Here is a 13,949-nt window from a genome sequence, read left to right as displayed (position 1 = left end):
AATATTGTAGAATTAACTTGAATAATAATATGCATTAAAAGGAGTGTCACATATGGAAAACTTTGATAAAACGATGAAATTTGACTATGAAGAGATTCCAAAAGAAGATGTCAAATCAGTACTTAACAATGTGCACCGTACATTAGAAGAAAGAGGATATAACGCAGTAAATCAAATTGTAGGTTATTTACTCTCTGGTGATCCTGCCTATATTCCACGCCAAAATGAAGCGAGAAATCAAATTCGTCATATTGATAGAGATGTGATTATGGAAGAACTTGTTTCTTATTATTTAAAAGAGTCTGACCATTAAAATGTTACAACATAAAATTATAGGTTTAGACGTAGGAAGCAAAACTGTTGGCATTGCTATAAGTGACCTAATGGGATGGACTGCCCAAGGTTTAGACACACTCCGTATCAACGAAGAACAAAACGAATTAGGCATAGAAGAATTAGTCGATATTATTAAAAAAAATCAAGTCGGTACTGTAGTTATAGGATTACCTAAAAATATGAACAATTCTATTGGATTTCGAGGAGAGGCTTCGTTACAATACAAAGAGAAACTTCAAGAAGCCTTGCCTTCCATAGAAATTATAATGTGGGATGAACGATTAAGTACGATGGCTGCTGAACGTTCATTACTAGAAGCAGATGTTTCTAGGCAAAAGAGAAAGAAAGTTATAGATAAAATGGCAGCTGTGTTTATATTACAAGGCTATTTAGACTCTATCCAATAAAGGAGATATAAAAATGACAGAACATAACCACGAACAAAATCATGAATCAGATTTAAGCATTAATAACGAAGAAGAATTATTAACTTTATTCGATGAAGACGGCAATGAAGTTTTATATCGTAAAATGTTAGAATTTTACCATCCTGAATACAAAAAGGAGTATGTTGTATTAGCCGAAGAAGGTGCTCAATCTGATGAAGATGATATGATTGAACTCGTACCTATGATTAATGAACCTGATGAATCTGGAGATGGTGGTAAATTAGTACCTATCGAAACAGATGAAGAATGGGATATGATTGAAGAGGTTGTAAATACTGAGATTAATGAATAGTATCTCATTATTAATATGTAAGCTTTAATTGTTTAAAACTCATAGCTCTAAGATGTAAGTTTTTAGTATACATCTTAGAGCTTTTTTGATTAAAAATGAGTTTATTGTTATTTAATTGAGTTAGTAATATCGAACTTAAAAACTCAAACTATAATTACTTTAATAACATACTAAAATAAATTGAATCACATATTTCGCACTTATATTTATTAATAATTTATGGTAAAATATGTAAAGTTAATTTCTATGAAACGATCATTCACTTCTAATATGAAAGAAATAGAAGCACCATTATAGAAATCAGTCATTTATATTGATTAAAATGATAATCAATTTTGGACTGATTTATTTTATGTCTACAAATCTTTTTAGTTTTTATAATAAAGGAAGTTATTTCAAAATGGATTTGAACCAAAACTATTTAACTCAATTACATCAAAAGTTAGATACAAACATAGAGAATTTAAGACCTTATGCAGAAGACAATCAAGTTCCTATTGTAGATAAATTAACTTTAGATATGATTAAACAATTAATAAGAATGAATCATACCAAAAACATTCTAGAAATTGGTACTGCTATTGGCTATAGTTCAATGCAATTTTCTTCAGTAGCAAATGATATACATGTAACTACCATTGAACGTAACGAAGATATGATTGCTTTGGCGCGAAATTATTTTCATCAATATGGTTACAATGAACAAATAAGATTGATTGAAGGTAATGCGCTAGAAACATACCAACAAGTCAATGATAGAGAATATGATATGATATTTATCGATGCAGCCAAAGCTCAATCCAAAAAGTTCTTTGAGTTATATACGCCTCTTTTAAGAAAAGGTGGGATTGTAGTAACTGACAATGTCTTATACCACGGTTTTGTATCGAATATAGACATTGTGAGATCTAGAAATGTTCGTCAAATGGTTAAAAAGGTACAACAATATAACCAGTGGTTAATGGAGCAATCAGGGTATACAACTAACTTTTTAAATATAGATGATGGTTTAGCAATATCAATTAAAGGAGAATGACTATGGTTGAATTATTAGTTACTCCTAAGTCAATAACTCATATGGAAACACTAATAGAAAAAGGTGCAGATGCATTTGTTATTGGTGAACAAAAATTTGGTTTAAGACTTCCAGGAGAATTTAATCGTGAAATGATGAAAGAAGCTGTTGAAATAGCACATAGAAACAATAAAAAAGTTTATGCTGCGGTCAATGGTTTGTTTCATAATTATCATTTAGATGCTTTAGAAGATTACATACATTTTTTACATCAAATTCAAGTGGATCGAATTATTTTCGGTGATCCAGCAGTAGTAATGTTTGTTAAAAAACAATCAAATCCTATCCCTTTACATTGGGATGCTGGAGCATTAGTAACAAATTATTTCCAATGTAATTATTGGGGGAAAAAGGGTGCATCAAGAGCTGTTTTAGCTAAAGAGCTTAGCTTAGAAGAGATGATTAATATTAAAAAGAATGCTAATGTTGAAATCGAAGTCCAAGTACATGGAATGACATGCATGTTTCAATCGAAACGAATGTTGTTAGGTAATTACTATACATTCCAAGACAGACAAATGAAGATTGAGCGCAATAATGCACAACAAGATTTACTTTTATATGATGAAGAACGCGATAACAAATATCCAGTTTTTGAAGATTATAATGGAACGCATATTATGTCTCCGAATGATATTTGTTTAATCGAGGAATTAGAACCATTCTTTGAAGCGGGAATTGACGCATTCAAAATCGATGGCGTTCTACAATCAGAAGGCTATATCAATGTAGTAACAGAGCAATATAGAGAAGCAATTGACTTATATAATGAAGACCCTGAAGCATATGATGATGAAAAATTCATGTTAGTCGATCCTATAGAGGAAATTCAACCTGAACATCGTCCATTCGATGAAGGTTTCTTATATAAACAAACGGTTTACTAAGGGAGGCTTATCATTAATAATGAAAACTCTAGAAGAAGTTCAACCAAGTTCGAAACCAAAAATGAAAAAGCCAGAATTACTTGCTCCAGCAGGAAATTTAGAGAAACTTAAAATAGCTGTACATTATGGTGCTGATGCAGTATTTTTAGGTGGTCAAGAGTATGGTTTACGTTCAAATGCAGATAATTTTACTATGGATGAAATTGCTGAAGGCGTAGAATTTGCAAATCGTTATGGTGCTAAAATCTACGTTACAACAAATATTATTGCACATGATGAAAATATGGATGGATTAGAGGACTATCTACGTCAGTTAGATAAAACAGGCGCAACTGGAATTATTGTAGCTGATCCATTAATCATAGAAACATGCAAAGAGGTCGCACCAAGACTTGAAATTCATTTATCTACTCAGCAATCTCTTTCAAATTATAAAGCTGTTGAATTTTGGAAAGAAGAAGGTTTAGACCGTGTTGTGTTAGCACGTGAGACAGGCGCTATGGAAATGAAAGAAATGAAGGAAAAAGTTGATATTGAAATTGAAGCTTTTATTCATGGTGCAATGTGTATAGCATATTCAGGACGTTGTACATTAAGTAATCATATGACAGCTCGTGATTCAAACCGTGGAGGTTGTTGTCAAAGTTGCCGTTGGGACTATGATTTACTTCAAGTAGATAATGATGGAGAACTTGATTTATTTTATGAAGATGGAGATGTTACACCGTTTGCAATGAGTCCAAAAGATTTAAAATTAATTGAATCTATACCACAAATGATGGAATTAGGAATCGACTCTTTAAAAATTGAGGGTAGGATGAAATCTATTCATTATATTGCAACTGTCGTATCAGTTTATCGAAAAGTCATAGACGCTTATGCTATGGATCCTGAGAATTTTAAGATTAAACCTGAATGGCTCAAAGAACTGGATAAATGCGCAAATCGTGATACAGCGCCAGCTTTCTTCCAAGGGACACCTGGATATGAAGAGCAAATGTTTGGAGAAGAACAATCTAAGAAATCAGCTTACGATTTTTGCGGACTAGTACTCGACTATGATGAACAAACGCAACTTGCTACCATACAACAGCGAAACCATTTCAAACCAGGACAAGAAATTGAATTCTTTGGTCCTGAAATTGATAGTTTCAGGCAAATTGTTGATGCTATTTATGATGAGGAAGGCAATAGTTTAGATGCCGCACGTCATCCACTGCAAATTGTTCAAATTAAAGTCGACAAACCTATTTATGCTAATAACATGATGAGAAAGGAAATCGGCTAATGAATCAAACGACAATTATTGGTATTGCTGGTGGCTCTGGTTCAGGTAAAACCACTGTTACTAATGAAATTATGAAGAATCTTGAAGGCCACAGTGTTGCACTTTTAGCTCAAGATTACTATTATAAAGACCAGTCTCATTTAACTTTTGAAGAAAGACTTGAGACAAATTATGATCATCCATTCGCATTCGATAATGATTTACTTATACAAAATCTTAAAGATTTAAGAAATGGTGTGGCCATCGAAGTTCCTACTTATGATTATTCGAAACATACTCGTAGTGATGAAACGATTGCATTTGAACCAAAAGATGTTATTATCGTAGAAGGTATCTTTGCTTTAGAAAATAAAACTTTACGAGATATGATGGATGTAAAAATTTATGTTGATACAGATGCAGATTTAAGAATTTTACGTAGACTTACACGTGATACTCAAGAACGTGGACGTTCTATGGAGTCTGTAATTAATCAATATTTAAATGTAGTCAGACCAATGCATGAACAATTTATTGAACCAACAAAAAAACATGCAGATATAATCATACCTGAAGGTGGCAGTAATAAGGTCGCAATAGATATTATGACTACGAAGATTCAATCACTCGTTAGCAAAAAATAGTAACTTATAGTAAAGGAAGATGACATTATGGAAAACCAAAAACAATACCCAATGACTCAAGAAGGTTATGAACAACTTGAGCAAGAATTAGAAGAATTAAAAACGGTTAAAAGACCAGAAGTTGTTGAAAAAATTAAAGTAGCTCGTTCTTTTGGTGACTTATCAGAGAACTCTGAGTACGATGCAGCAAAAGATGAACAAGGATTTATCGAACAAGATATTCAACGTATTGAACATATGATTAGAAATGCGCTTATCATTGAAGATAATGGCGATAATAACGTTGTTCAAATTGGTAAAACAGTCACTTTTGTTGAATTACCAGGTGATGAAGAAGAAAGTTATCAAATAGTAGGTTCTGCTGAAGCTGACGCATTCAAAGGAAAAATTTCAAATGAATCTCCTATGGCAAATGCTTTAATAGGTAAAGGATTAAATGACGAAGTTCGTGTTCCTCTTCCTAACGGCGAAGAAATGAACGTTAAAATCGTTGATATCAAATAATTAAATATTTTATTTTAAAATTGCTAGTACTAATGAATTCTAGTATTAAGTCCGAGTCATATTTTATGACTTGGACTTTTTTATGTTATTATTATAGAAATTTTAGCTTTAAAGAAACATTACACCATTAAATGTAGTTCTTAATAGATGAGTAGGATAAAATCCTTTTGTTATTCATCATTTTTATCATGACAAAAAATAATATGTATGATTAAATAAATATTAGCGATTTTTTGAAATAGAAATGCTATATTTTTTGAAAGACCTTAATTTCTAAATATCAAATTATTAGTAATTATCACTAACAATTTGAATTAATTATTAAACAAACATTTTATTGCAATGATACAATTAAATAGTTACAGCAAATAAATCCTTAAAAATTTAAAGGGGAGGGATTTTAAAGTTGGAAACTCAAATTATAAATGAACAAACTGTGATGATTTATTTTGATAATGAAATTAGTGAAAGCACTTACCAACTCGTTCAATCAACAGTACAATACATAAAGAATCAGAATCATTCAGAGATAACAGAAATCATTCCATCTTATAGAGCAATTCTAATATACTTCGATAATAAGAGGATAGAAGGAAATGAATTGTTAGAAAATTTAGAACTTAACCGCTTACAAAACGAGTCAGATGCTAGAACTCGAAATAAGCGTATTATTCAAATTCCTGTTTTATATGGTGAGGAATATGGACCTGACTTGGCTGAAGTTGCAGAACATAATCATTTAACTAAAGAAGAAGTCAAACAGATTCATACTCGTCAGCCATACCTTATTTATATGTTAGGCTTTATGCCAGGATTTCCTTATTTAGGGGGGCTTGACGAACGTTTACATACACCAAGACGTTCTGAGCCAAGACTTAAGATTGAGGCTGGTTCTGTTGGAATAGCCAATAATCAAACGGGATTATATCCAATGGACTCTCCAGGAGGGTGGCAAATTATTGGTCGTACACCTCTTAAGGTTTTTGATCTCAATCGAACTCCGATGACAATGTATGAAGCTGGAGATTATATTCAGTTTTATGAGATTGATCAACATGAATATAACAATATATCTGAGGAAATTGAAAATGGAAAATTTGATATAGATAAGTGGGTGACAAATAAAGATGAGTATTAAAATTTTACAACCTGGCTTATTTTCAACAATCCAAGACGAAGGACGTATAGGTTATCAAGATTTAGGATTTTCCGGAGCTGGTGCTTTAGACTTTTATAGTTTTAAAATGGCTCAAAAATTAATTGGTAATGATGGACCTGCGATTGAATACACTGTTATTGGCCCTAAAGTACAGTTTCTTAAAGAAAATACTTTTGCATTTATCGGTGGTACATCCAATGCAAAATTAAACGGTAATTCCATTGATTCACAAGTAGTATATAAAGTACAGACTAACGATGTATTAGAAATCGGTCAGGTTACTGAAGGTGCGAGAGGATATCTTGTGTTTGGTCATCCGTTAAAAATAGAAAGGATTGCAGAGAGTTATTCTACTCATACTAGAAGTGGACTTGGTGGTTTTGAAGGACGAGCGCTTAAAAAGCATGATATTATACCTACTCAAAGTAATGCATCTTATAATGAGAATTTAGGTAAAGCAACCGACTATAAACCATTAGTAGAGGATAATACTATTCATGTTATTAAAGGTCCTCAATTTAGTTCATTTTCAGAGGAAGCAGTAGATACATTTATCAATTCTGAATTTAAGGTTTCAGATCAGTCGGATCGTATGGGTTACAGATTAGTTGGTCCATCCGTTTCACCTTTGAAAACGGCTGACATTATTTCTGAACCTGTAGCTTTAGGAAGCATCCAAGTTCCTAATGACGGAAATCCAATTATTCTATTAAATGATAAACAAACTGTAGGTGGTTATACTAAAATTGCTACAGTTTCTCAATTAGATTTAAAAAAATTAGCGCAACTTAAACCTGGAGAGACTATTCGATTTGAATGGATATCTACAGAAGAAGCGTTTAAACAATTAATTGAATTTGAAAATGATTTTGATCAAAAATTAAAAAACGTGTCAGAACAACCATTATTTAATTTAAGCAATGTAAGAAACACTTCTAAGAAATTAGCATCACTAATTAAGGAGGACAAATAATAATGAATCTTGAAAGAATAGAAGAAATTATAAATTTAGTAAAATCAAATGATGTAAAAAAGTTTAAATATAAAGACTTTGAGAATGAAATTGAACTTGATTTCACAGAGGGTAATTCATCACAAGGTTTATCTCAAACTGCAAATGTACAATCAAATGAAATGACACAAACTAATAATGAAACTCAAGATACTAACAACCAAACGCAAGATTCTAGTGATGACAAAGAAATTAAATCTTCTATGGTTGGTACGTTTTTCTTACAAGATAGTAAAGAATTAACGGATCCCCAAATTAAAGTTGGTGATCAAGTTAAAGAAGGAGATATCATTGGTTACATAGAAGCAATGAAGGTAATGAACGAAATCACTAGTGACGTGAGTGGTGAGGTTACTGAAATTGTTGTAGAACATGGTACTAATGTTGAATATGATCAAGTATTAGTCAAAGTGAAGTAAGGGGGAATAGACTTATGTATCGTTGTTTGATTGCAAACAGAGGGGAAATAGCCGTAAGGATTATTCGCGCATGTAGAGAGATGAAAATCGAAACAGTAGCCATCTATGCCAAAGGCGACGAAGATAGTCTGCATGTAAGTTTAGCTGATCAAGCGATTTGTATTGGAGAAGCTAATCCTTTAGATAGCTATTTAAATATAGAACGTATTATCTCAGCAGCAGAAATTACCGGAGCAAATGCGATACACCCTGGTTACGGTTTCTTATCTGAATCAACTACTTTTGCTGAAGCTGTTGAAGAAAATGATATCCACTTCATTGGCCCTAATAAAAAGACAATGGAAATGATGGGGGATAAAATTACAGCTCGTCAGACCGTTCATGCTGCAAATGTTCCAGTAATTCCTGGATCTGACGGCGAGGTTGAATCTGTTGATGAAATTAAAAAACTCGCGGAAGAAATAGGATACCCCCTTGTTCTTAAAGCTGCAAGTGGCGGTGGAGGTAAGGGTATCCGTATCGTTAAAGAACCTGAACAATTAGAAAAATCATTAAAAGAAGCTAAAAGTGAAGGTCAAAAATATTTTAATGATGATCGTGTATACGTTGAAGCTTTTATTCCCGTTGCAAAGCATGTAGAGGTTCAAGTCATCGGTGATGGTAAAAATAACTATGTTCATTTAGGTGAACGTGATTGTTCAGTGCAACGAAAAAATCAAAAACTTATTGAAGAATCACCTTGTGCTGCATTAACAGATGAAAGACGAGAACGGATTTGTAATGATGCTGTTAAAGTAGCAAAGGCATCTAATTATAGAAGTGCTGGTACAATTGAATTTTTAGTAACAGAGGATGCTCACTACTTTATTGAGATGAATGCACGTATCCAAGTCGAACATACAGTTACTGAAATGCGAGCAGATAGAGATCTTTTACAAGCACAATTATATTTATTGCAATATGGTGAATTACCGTTCCAACAAGAAGATATAGTGTTTAACGGACATGTAATTGAAGCACGTATTAATGCTGAAAATCCAGAAAAGAAATTCCAGCCCACTCCTGGTAAAGTGAAGAAATTACATTTACCACAAGGATTTAATATTCGAGTAGATTCTTTATTATATTCCGGTTATCAAGTATCACCATATTATGACTCACTTGTAGCAAAAGTGATTGTAAAAGACTCAAATAGACAAACAGCTATCAATAAATTAAAAGTAGCATTAGATGAAATGGTTATTGAAGGTTTCACTACAACAGCAGATTTCTTATACGCAGTATTAAGTTATCCGTTATATGCAGATGGTGATGCAAGTGAAGTTGATATTAAATTCTTAGAGAAGCATCAAATCATTAAAGGGGTGGATTTATAATGCAAATCGATTTGAATTGTGATTTAGGTGAAGCATTTGGAAATTATTCATTTGGTGGCGACAATGATATTATTCCTTTAATTACTTCGGCAAACATTGCTTGTGGTTTTCACGCCGGTGATGAAAATGTAATGAATGAGACAATACAACTTGCTAAAGAAAATAATGTAGGCATAGGAGCACATCCAGGTTTACCTGATTTACAAGGTTTCGGCAGACGCAAAATGGATATTAAACCTAAAGAAATCTACAATTTAGTTGTCTACCAATTAGGTGCTTTGAATGGTTTTTGTAAAATTCATGGAGCTCGTATAAATCATGTTAAACCTCATGGTGCTTTATATAACATGGGCGCTAAAAATAAAGAAATTGCTCAAGCTATTGCACAAGCGGTTTATGATTTCGATAAATCCGTAGTGCTAGTTGGACTATCTAATACATTGTTAATTTCAGAAGCTGAAGCGCTTGGTTTACGTACTGCTTCAGAAGTTTTTGCAGATCGTCGTTATGAAGATGATGGTCAGCTTGTAAGTCGTCAAGAATCAGATGCGACAATTACAAATACGGATGAAGCATTACAGCAAGTGTTAAAAATGGTTACTGAAAATAAAGTTGTTAGTAAAAATGGTAAAGAAATTGATTTACAAGCCGATACAATATGTGTCCATGGTGATGGTGCTCATGCACTTGATTTTGTAACTCAAATTAGAAAAAAATTAACGAAAGAAGGCATTGATATTCAATCCTTATAGGGGGTACCAGAGATGGGAGAAAATTTTAAACAAAGCAACAATCAAGAAACAAAACAAAGTGGGAAAGACTTTAAATTTACAAAAGGTCATAGACGTTTATTATATGGTTCAGTATTTTTGATGGCTACTTCTGCCATTGGTCCGGCATTTCTAACTCAAACGGCTGTTTTCACAGCACAATTTTATGCTAGTTTTGCATTCGCTATTTTAATATCAATATTAATTGATATTGGTGCTCAAATTAATATTTGGCGTGTTTTAGTAGTTACTGGATTGCGTGGTCAAGAAGTTTCAAATAAAGTTGTACCTGGATTAGGCACAGTGATATCAATATTAATAGCATTTGGGGGACTTGCATTTAATATAGGTAATATTGCAGGTGCAGGTCTTGGACTCAATGCAATGTTTGGTTTAGATGTTAAATGGGGTGCAGCTATAACTGCAATATTCTCTATCTTAATCTTTGTAAGTAAAAGTGGCCAAAAAATAATGGATGTAGTATCTATGATTCTAGGGGTAGTAATGATTTTGGTCGTTGCATATGTGATGGTAGTTTCTAATCCTCCATACGGTGATGCATTAGTACACATGGTTGCACCTGAACATCCAATCAAACTTATTTTACCTATAATTACTTTAGTCGGAGGCACTGTAGGTGGTTATATAACTTTTGCAGGAGCACACCGATTATTAGACTCTGGCATGAAAGGTAAAGAGTTTTTACCTTTCGTTAACAGATCTGCGATTGCAGGTATTTTAACAACAGGTGTTATGAGAACTTTACTTTTCTTAGCAGTTTTAGGTGTGGTTGTTACTGGAGTTACGTTAAGTGCAGAAAATCCACCTGCTTCAGTGTTTGAACACGCTATTGGTCCAATAGGAAAAAATATATTTGGTGTAGTTATTTTTGCAGCAGCGATGTCATCTGTTATCGGTTCAGCATATACAAGTGCAACCTTCTTGAAGACATTACATAAGTCTTTATTTAATAAAAATAATTTAATAGTCATTATGTTTATAGTTATCTCAACATTAATTTTCTTATTCATTGGTAAACCTGTAAGTTTACTTATAATTGCGGGAGCAATCAATGGTTGGATTTTACCAATCACACTAGGGGCTATCTTAATTGCTAGTCGTAAAAAATCTATTGTTGGAGATTATAAACATCCTACTTGGATGCTTGTTTTCGGAATCATAGCAGTTATAGTTACGATTATCACTGGTATTTTCTCGCTACAAGATTTAGCAAGCTTATGGAAAGGTTAATTATTTTTTATTACTTCACGTCGTTAAGATGTGAAGTATTTTTTTATTAAAAAGTCTTAAAAATTTAATTATTTAACTCCCTATTGATAATTAACTTATCCTATCGTGATGAATTTTAAAATATGATAAAATACGTAGTGCTAGGACTTTTTAAATGAGGTGTAAAAAGAAATGATAGGCATAATTGGAGCTATGGAAGAAGAAGTAGGTATACTCAAAGATAAAATTGTCGACTTAAGTGAAATTAGTGTGGCACACGTAAAATTCTATACTGGTACACTTAATAATAAAGACATTGTTTTAACTCAAAGTGGAATAGGTAAAGTGAATGCTACTATATCTACGACTTTATTAATTGAAAAATTCAATCCAGATATAGTAATTAATACAGGTTCTGCTGGCGCTCTTGATGAGAGTTTAAAAGTGGGTGACGTATTAGTTAGTAATGAAGTCATTTATCATGATGCAGATGCAACAGCATTTGGTTATGCTTATGGTCAAATCCCACAAATGCCAGAGCGTTATGAGTCTAGTGAAAAATTATTAGAAAAAACAATTGATATATTAAAACAGCAACAGCTAAATGGTAAAGTTGGCATGATTACTAGTGGCGATAGTTTTATTGGTAGTGCTCAACAACGAAATAAAATTAAATCACAATTTCCAGATGCAATGGCAGTAGAAATGGAAGCGACAGCTATTGCACAAACATGTTTCCAATTTAACGTTCCATTTATTGTGACGAGAGCAGTTTCAGATTTAGCTAATGGAGAAGCAGATATTTCATTTGAAGAATTTTTAGGTCAAGCTGCGATTTCTTCTAGTGAGACAGTTGAATTGTTAGTTAAATCATTATAAAAGTAAAGGTGAATTTATAAAATGGGTATTATTAAAAATTTATTTATGCCAAATGCATACGTACAATCTGTATTCGATATAGATATAGAAAAATTAGCGAGTATGGGAGTTAAAGGAATCATTACAGACCTAGATAACACCCTTGTTGGTTGGGACGTTAAAGAGCCTACCGAGAGAATTAAAGAGTGGTTCTCTAAAGCGCGTGAGCTTGGTATTACAATTACAATTGTGTCGAACAATAATGAAAAACGTGTATCTAGTTTTTCTAAAGATTTAGAAGTAGATTTTATATTCAAAGCACGTAAACCAATGGGTAAAGCTTTTATAAAAGCTATTAAACAAATGAATATACAAGCTAAAGAAACTGTTGTTATTGGTGATCAAATGCTTACAGATGTTTTCGGTGGTAATCGCAATGGACTATATACTATTATGGTCGTTCCAGTTAAAAGAACTGATGGCTTTGTGACTAAATTTAATCGTCTAATTGAAAGACGCTTATTAAATCATTTTAGAAAAAAAGGTTATATCAAATGGGAGGAATAGTGTTTGAGTGAATTACTAAAATGTATTGGTTGTGGCGCTCCACTACAATCAGAAGATAAAAATGCTCCAGGCTATGTACCTGAACATAATATGTTCCGTGAAGATGTTATATGTCAAAGATGTTTTAGATTAAAAAATTATAATGAAGTTCAAGATGTTGGGATGGACAGTGAGGATTTCTTAAATTTATTAACTGGTCTTTCTAATAAATCTGGTATTGTAGTTAATGTTGTGGATGTTTTTGACTTTGAGGGATCATTTATTAATGCAATTAAACGTATTGTAGGTAATAAAAAAATCATTTTAGTTGCAAACAAACTTGATCTACTACCTAAACAAATCAATCAGCGTCGTGTAAAAGAGTGGTTAAAGAAAACTGCTAGAAAATACGGCTTAGAAGCCGATGATGTTGTACTTATTTCAGCTGATAAAGGTTGGGGCATTGAAGAGTTGATGCAGTCAATTAATCAAGTAAGAAATAATGAGGACGTTTATGTCGTAGGTACGACTAATGTAGGGAAATCTACTTTAATTAATAAATTAATTGAAATTAGTGTTGGTGAAAAAGATGTAGTAACTACTTCAAGATTTCCAGGTACTACTTTGGACATGATTGATATTCCGCTTGATGAAACTACGTTTATGTATGATACACCTGGTATTATACAAGAGCATCAAATGACAAACTATGTCTCTGATAAAGAATTAAAAACCATTATGCCTAAAAAGGAAATAAAACAACGCGTATATCAACTAAATGAAGAACAGACATTATTTTTTGGTGGTTTAGCTAGAATTGATTATGTATCTGGAGGTAAAAGATCATTAGTATGTTTCTTCTCCAATGATTTAAATATCCATAGAACAAAAACTGAAAAAGCTAATGAATTATGGAAAAATCAATTGGGTTCACTTTTAACACCACCACATGACGCAAGTCAATTTGATTTAAATGACGTAAAAGCTGTTAGATTAGAAACTGGTAAAGCTAAACGTGATGTTATGATATCAGGCTTAGGATTTATCACAATTGACGAAGGTGCAAAAGTGATCGTGCGTGTACCCAAAAATGTAGACGTCATTTTAAGAAATTCTATTTTATAA

The 13,949-nt window shown here is 32.5% G+C and carries 17 protein-coding genes; all 17 read left to right on the top strand.

The window, feature by feature from the left end; translation table 11 throughout:
- Positions 1 to 52 precede the first annotated feature (52 nt).
- The 17 genes from HMPREF3154_RS05090 (at position 53) to yqeH (ending at position 13,949) form a co-directional block, all read left to right on the top strand.
- Positions 53 to 313, top strand: coding sequence for an IreB family regulatory phosphoprotein (locus HMPREF3154_RS05090; RefSeq protein WP_002435994.1), 261 nt, complete (start codon positions 53 to 55; stop codon positions 311 to 313).
- A gap of 1 nt (position 314) precedes the next feature.
- Positions 315 to 743, top strand: coding sequence for a Holliday junction resolvase RuvX (gene ruvX / locus HMPREF3154_RS05085; protein WP_002435990.1), 429 nt, complete (start codon positions 315 to 317; stop codon positions 741 to 743).
- A 13-nt stretch (positions 744 to 756) separates the two neighbouring features.
- Positions 757 to 1,077 (top strand): DUF1292 domain-containing protein, encoded by a 321-nt coding sequence (locus HMPREF3154_RS05080; protein WP_023350162.1) that lies wholly within the window; start codon positions 757 to 759, stop codon positions 1,075 to 1,077.
- Positions 1,078 to 1,477: 400 nt separating this feature from the next.
- Positions 1,478 to 2,113: an O-methyltransferase gene (locus HMPREF3154_RS05075; RefSeq protein WP_023350163.1), complete on the top strand. Its 636-nt coding sequence runs from the start codon at positions 1,478 to 1,480 to the stop codon at positions 2,111 to 2,113.
- A gap of 2 nt (positions 2,114 to 2,115) precedes the next feature.
- Positions 2,116 to 3,039: a peptidase U32 family protein gene (locus tag HMPREF3154_RS05070; RefSeq protein WP_070474426.1), complete on the top strand. Its 924-nt coding sequence runs from the start codon at positions 2,116 to 2,118 to the stop codon at positions 3,037 to 3,039.
- Positions 3,040 to 3,058: 19 nt separating this feature from the next.
- Positions 3,059 to 4,327, top strand: coding sequence for a peptidase U32 family protein (locus tag HMPREF3154_RS05065; protein ID WP_070474423.1), 1,269 nt, complete (start codon positions 3,059 to 3,061; stop codon positions 4,325 to 4,327).
- Positions 4,327 to 4,950, top strand: coding sequence for a uridine kinase (gene udk, locus HMPREF3154_RS05060; protein ID WP_002436118.1), 624 nt, complete (start codon positions 4,327 to 4,329; stop codon positions 4,948 to 4,950). The genes HMPREF3154_RS05065 and udk overlap by 1 nt, the downstream gene beginning before the upstream one ends.
- A gap of 27 nt (positions 4,951 to 4,977) precedes the next feature.
- Complete coding sequence (gene greA, locus HMPREF3154_RS05055; RefSeq protein WP_023350165.1) at positions 4,978 to 5,454, top strand: transcription elongation factor GreA; 477 nt, start codon at positions 4,978 to 4,980, stop codon at positions 5,452 to 5,454.
- 406 nt (positions 5,455 to 5,860) lie between these two features.
- Positions 5,861 to 6,592: a 5-oxoprolinase subunit PxpB gene (pxpB, locus tag HMPREF3154_RS05050; RefSeq protein ID WP_023350166.1), complete on the top strand. Its 732-nt coding sequence runs from the start codon at positions 5,861 to 5,863 to the stop codon at positions 6,590 to 6,592.
- Entirely contained in the window at positions 6,582 to 7,586 is a 1,005-nt protein-coding gene (locus HMPREF3154_RS05045) for a 5-oxoprolinase subunit C family protein (RefSeq protein WP_023350167.1), read from the top strand. Before pxpB ends, HMPREF3154_RS05045 begins: the two co-directional genes overlap by 11 nt.
- A gap of 2 nt (positions 7,587 to 7,588) precedes the next feature.
- The gene (locus HMPREF3154_RS05040) at positions 7,589 to 8,044 is read left to right on the top strand and encodes an acetyl-CoA carboxylase biotin carboxyl carrier protein (RefSeq protein ID WP_002453375.1); all 456 of its coding nucleotides are present in this window, start codon (positions 7,589 to 7,591) and stop codon (positions 8,042 to 8,044) included.
- Between the two features lie 14 nt (positions 8,045 to 8,058).
- Positions 8,059 to 9,420, top strand: coding sequence for an acetyl-CoA carboxylase biotin carboxylase subunit (locus tag HMPREF3154_RS05035; protein WP_002436565.1), 1,362 nt, complete (start codon positions 8,059 to 8,061; stop codon positions 9,418 to 9,420).
- Positions 9,420 to 10,172 carry a 5-oxoprolinase subunit PxpA gene (pxpA, locus tag HMPREF3154_RS05030; protein WP_023350168.1) on the top strand — a complete coding sequence of 251 codons (753 nt, stop codon included), beginning with the start codon at positions 9,420 to 9,422 and terminating at the stop codon, positions 10,170 to 10,172. Before HMPREF3154_RS05035 ends, pxpA begins: the two co-directional genes overlap by 1 nt.
- Positions 10,173 to 10,184: 12 nt before the next feature.
- Entirely contained in the window at positions 10,185 to 11,441 is a 1,257-nt protein-coding gene (locus HMPREF3154_RS05025; RefSeq protein WP_023350169.1) for an NRAMP family divalent metal transporter, read from the top strand.
- Between the two features lie 171 nt (positions 11,442 to 11,612).
- Positions 11,613 to 12,299, top strand: coding sequence for a 5'-methylthioadenosine/S-adenosylhomocysteine nucleosidase (mtnN, locus tag HMPREF3154_RS05020; protein ID WP_023350170.1), 687 nt, complete (start codon positions 11,613 to 11,615; stop codon positions 12,297 to 12,299).
- Between the two features lie 21 nt (positions 12,300 to 12,320).
- The gene (locus tag HMPREF3154_RS05015) at positions 12,321 to 12,845 is read left to right on the top strand and encodes a YqeG family HAD IIIA-type phosphatase (protein ID WP_023350171.1); all 525 of its coding nucleotides are present in this window, start codon (positions 12,321 to 12,323) and stop codon (positions 12,843 to 12,845) included.
- A 3-nt stretch (positions 12,846 to 12,848) separates the two neighbouring features.
- Positions 12,849 to 13,949, top strand: a complete 1,101-nt coding sequence (yqeH, locus tag HMPREF3154_RS05010) for a ribosome biogenesis GTPase YqeH (protein WP_023350172.1) — start codon at positions 12,849 to 12,851, stop codon at positions 13,947 to 13,949.

It is taken from the genome of Staphylococcus sp. HMSC06C11 (assembly GCF_001808345.1).
GTDB classification, from domain to species: domain Bacteria; phylum Bacillota; class Bacilli; order Staphylococcales; family Staphylococcaceae; genus Staphylococcus; species Staphylococcus capitis.
Note: the sequence above shows the minus strand (reverse complement) of the source record. Positions and strands in the feature narration are given on the sequence as shown.

Bases quoted from the DNA above. Each gene is read 5' to 3' on its own strand.
- HMPREF3154_RS05090 (WP_002435994.1), top strand. From the start codon at position 53: ATGGAAAACTTTGATAAAACGATGAAATTTGACTATGAAGAGATTCCA.
- HMPREF3154_RS05040 (WP_002453375.1), top strand. From the start codon at position 7,589: ATGAATCTTGAAAGAATAGAAGAAATTATAAATTTAGTAAAATCAAAT.
- pxpA (WP_023350168.1), top strand. From the start codon at position 9,420: ATGCAAATCGATTTGAATTGTGATTTAGGTGAAGCATTTGGAAATTAT.
- HMPREF3154_RS05070 (WP_070474426.1), top strand. From the start codon at position 2,116: ATGGTTGAATTATTAGTTACTCCTAAGTCAATAACTCATATGGAAACA.
- HMPREF3154_RS05080 (WP_023350162.1), top strand. From the start codon at position 757: ATGACAGAACATAACCACGAACAAAATCATGAATCAGATTTAAGCATT.
- HMPREF3154_RS05045 (WP_023350167.1), top strand. From the start codon at position 6,582: ATGAGTATTAAAATTTTACAACCTGGCTTATTTTCAACAATCCAAGAC.
- ruvX (WP_002435990.1), top strand. From the start codon at position 315: ATGTTACAACATAAAATTATAGGTTTAGACGTAGGAAGCAAAACTGTT.
- HMPREF3154_RS05035 (WP_002436565.1), top strand. From the start codon at position 8,059: ATGTATCGTTGTTTGATTGCAAACAGAGGGGAAATAGCCGTAAGGATT.
- HMPREF3154_RS05065 (WP_070474423.1), top strand. From the start codon at position 3,059: ATGAAAACTCTAGAAGAAGTTCAACCAAGTTCGAAACCAAAAATGAAA.
- udk (WP_002436118.1), top strand. From the start codon at position 4,327: ATGAATCAAACGACAATTATTGGTATTGCTGGTGGCTCTGGTTCAGGT.
- greA (WP_023350165.1), top strand. From the start codon at position 4,978: ATGGAAAACCAAAAACAATACCCAATGACTCAAGAAGGTTATGAACAA.
- HMPREF3154_RS05025 (WP_023350169.1), top strand. From the start codon at position 10,185: ATGGGAGAAAATTTTAAACAAAGCAACAATCAAGAAACAAAACAAAGT.
- HMPREF3154_RS05075 (WP_023350163.1), top strand. From the start codon at position 1,478: ATGGATTTGAACCAAAACTATTTAACTCAATTACATCAAAAGTTAGAT.
- mtnN (WP_023350170.1), top strand. From the start codon at position 11,613: ATGATAGGCATAATTGGAGCTATGGAAGAAGAAGTAGGTATACTCAAA.
- HMPREF3154_RS05015 (WP_023350171.1), top strand. From the start codon at position 12,321: ATGGGTATTATTAAAAATTTATTTATGCCAAATGCATACGTACAATCT.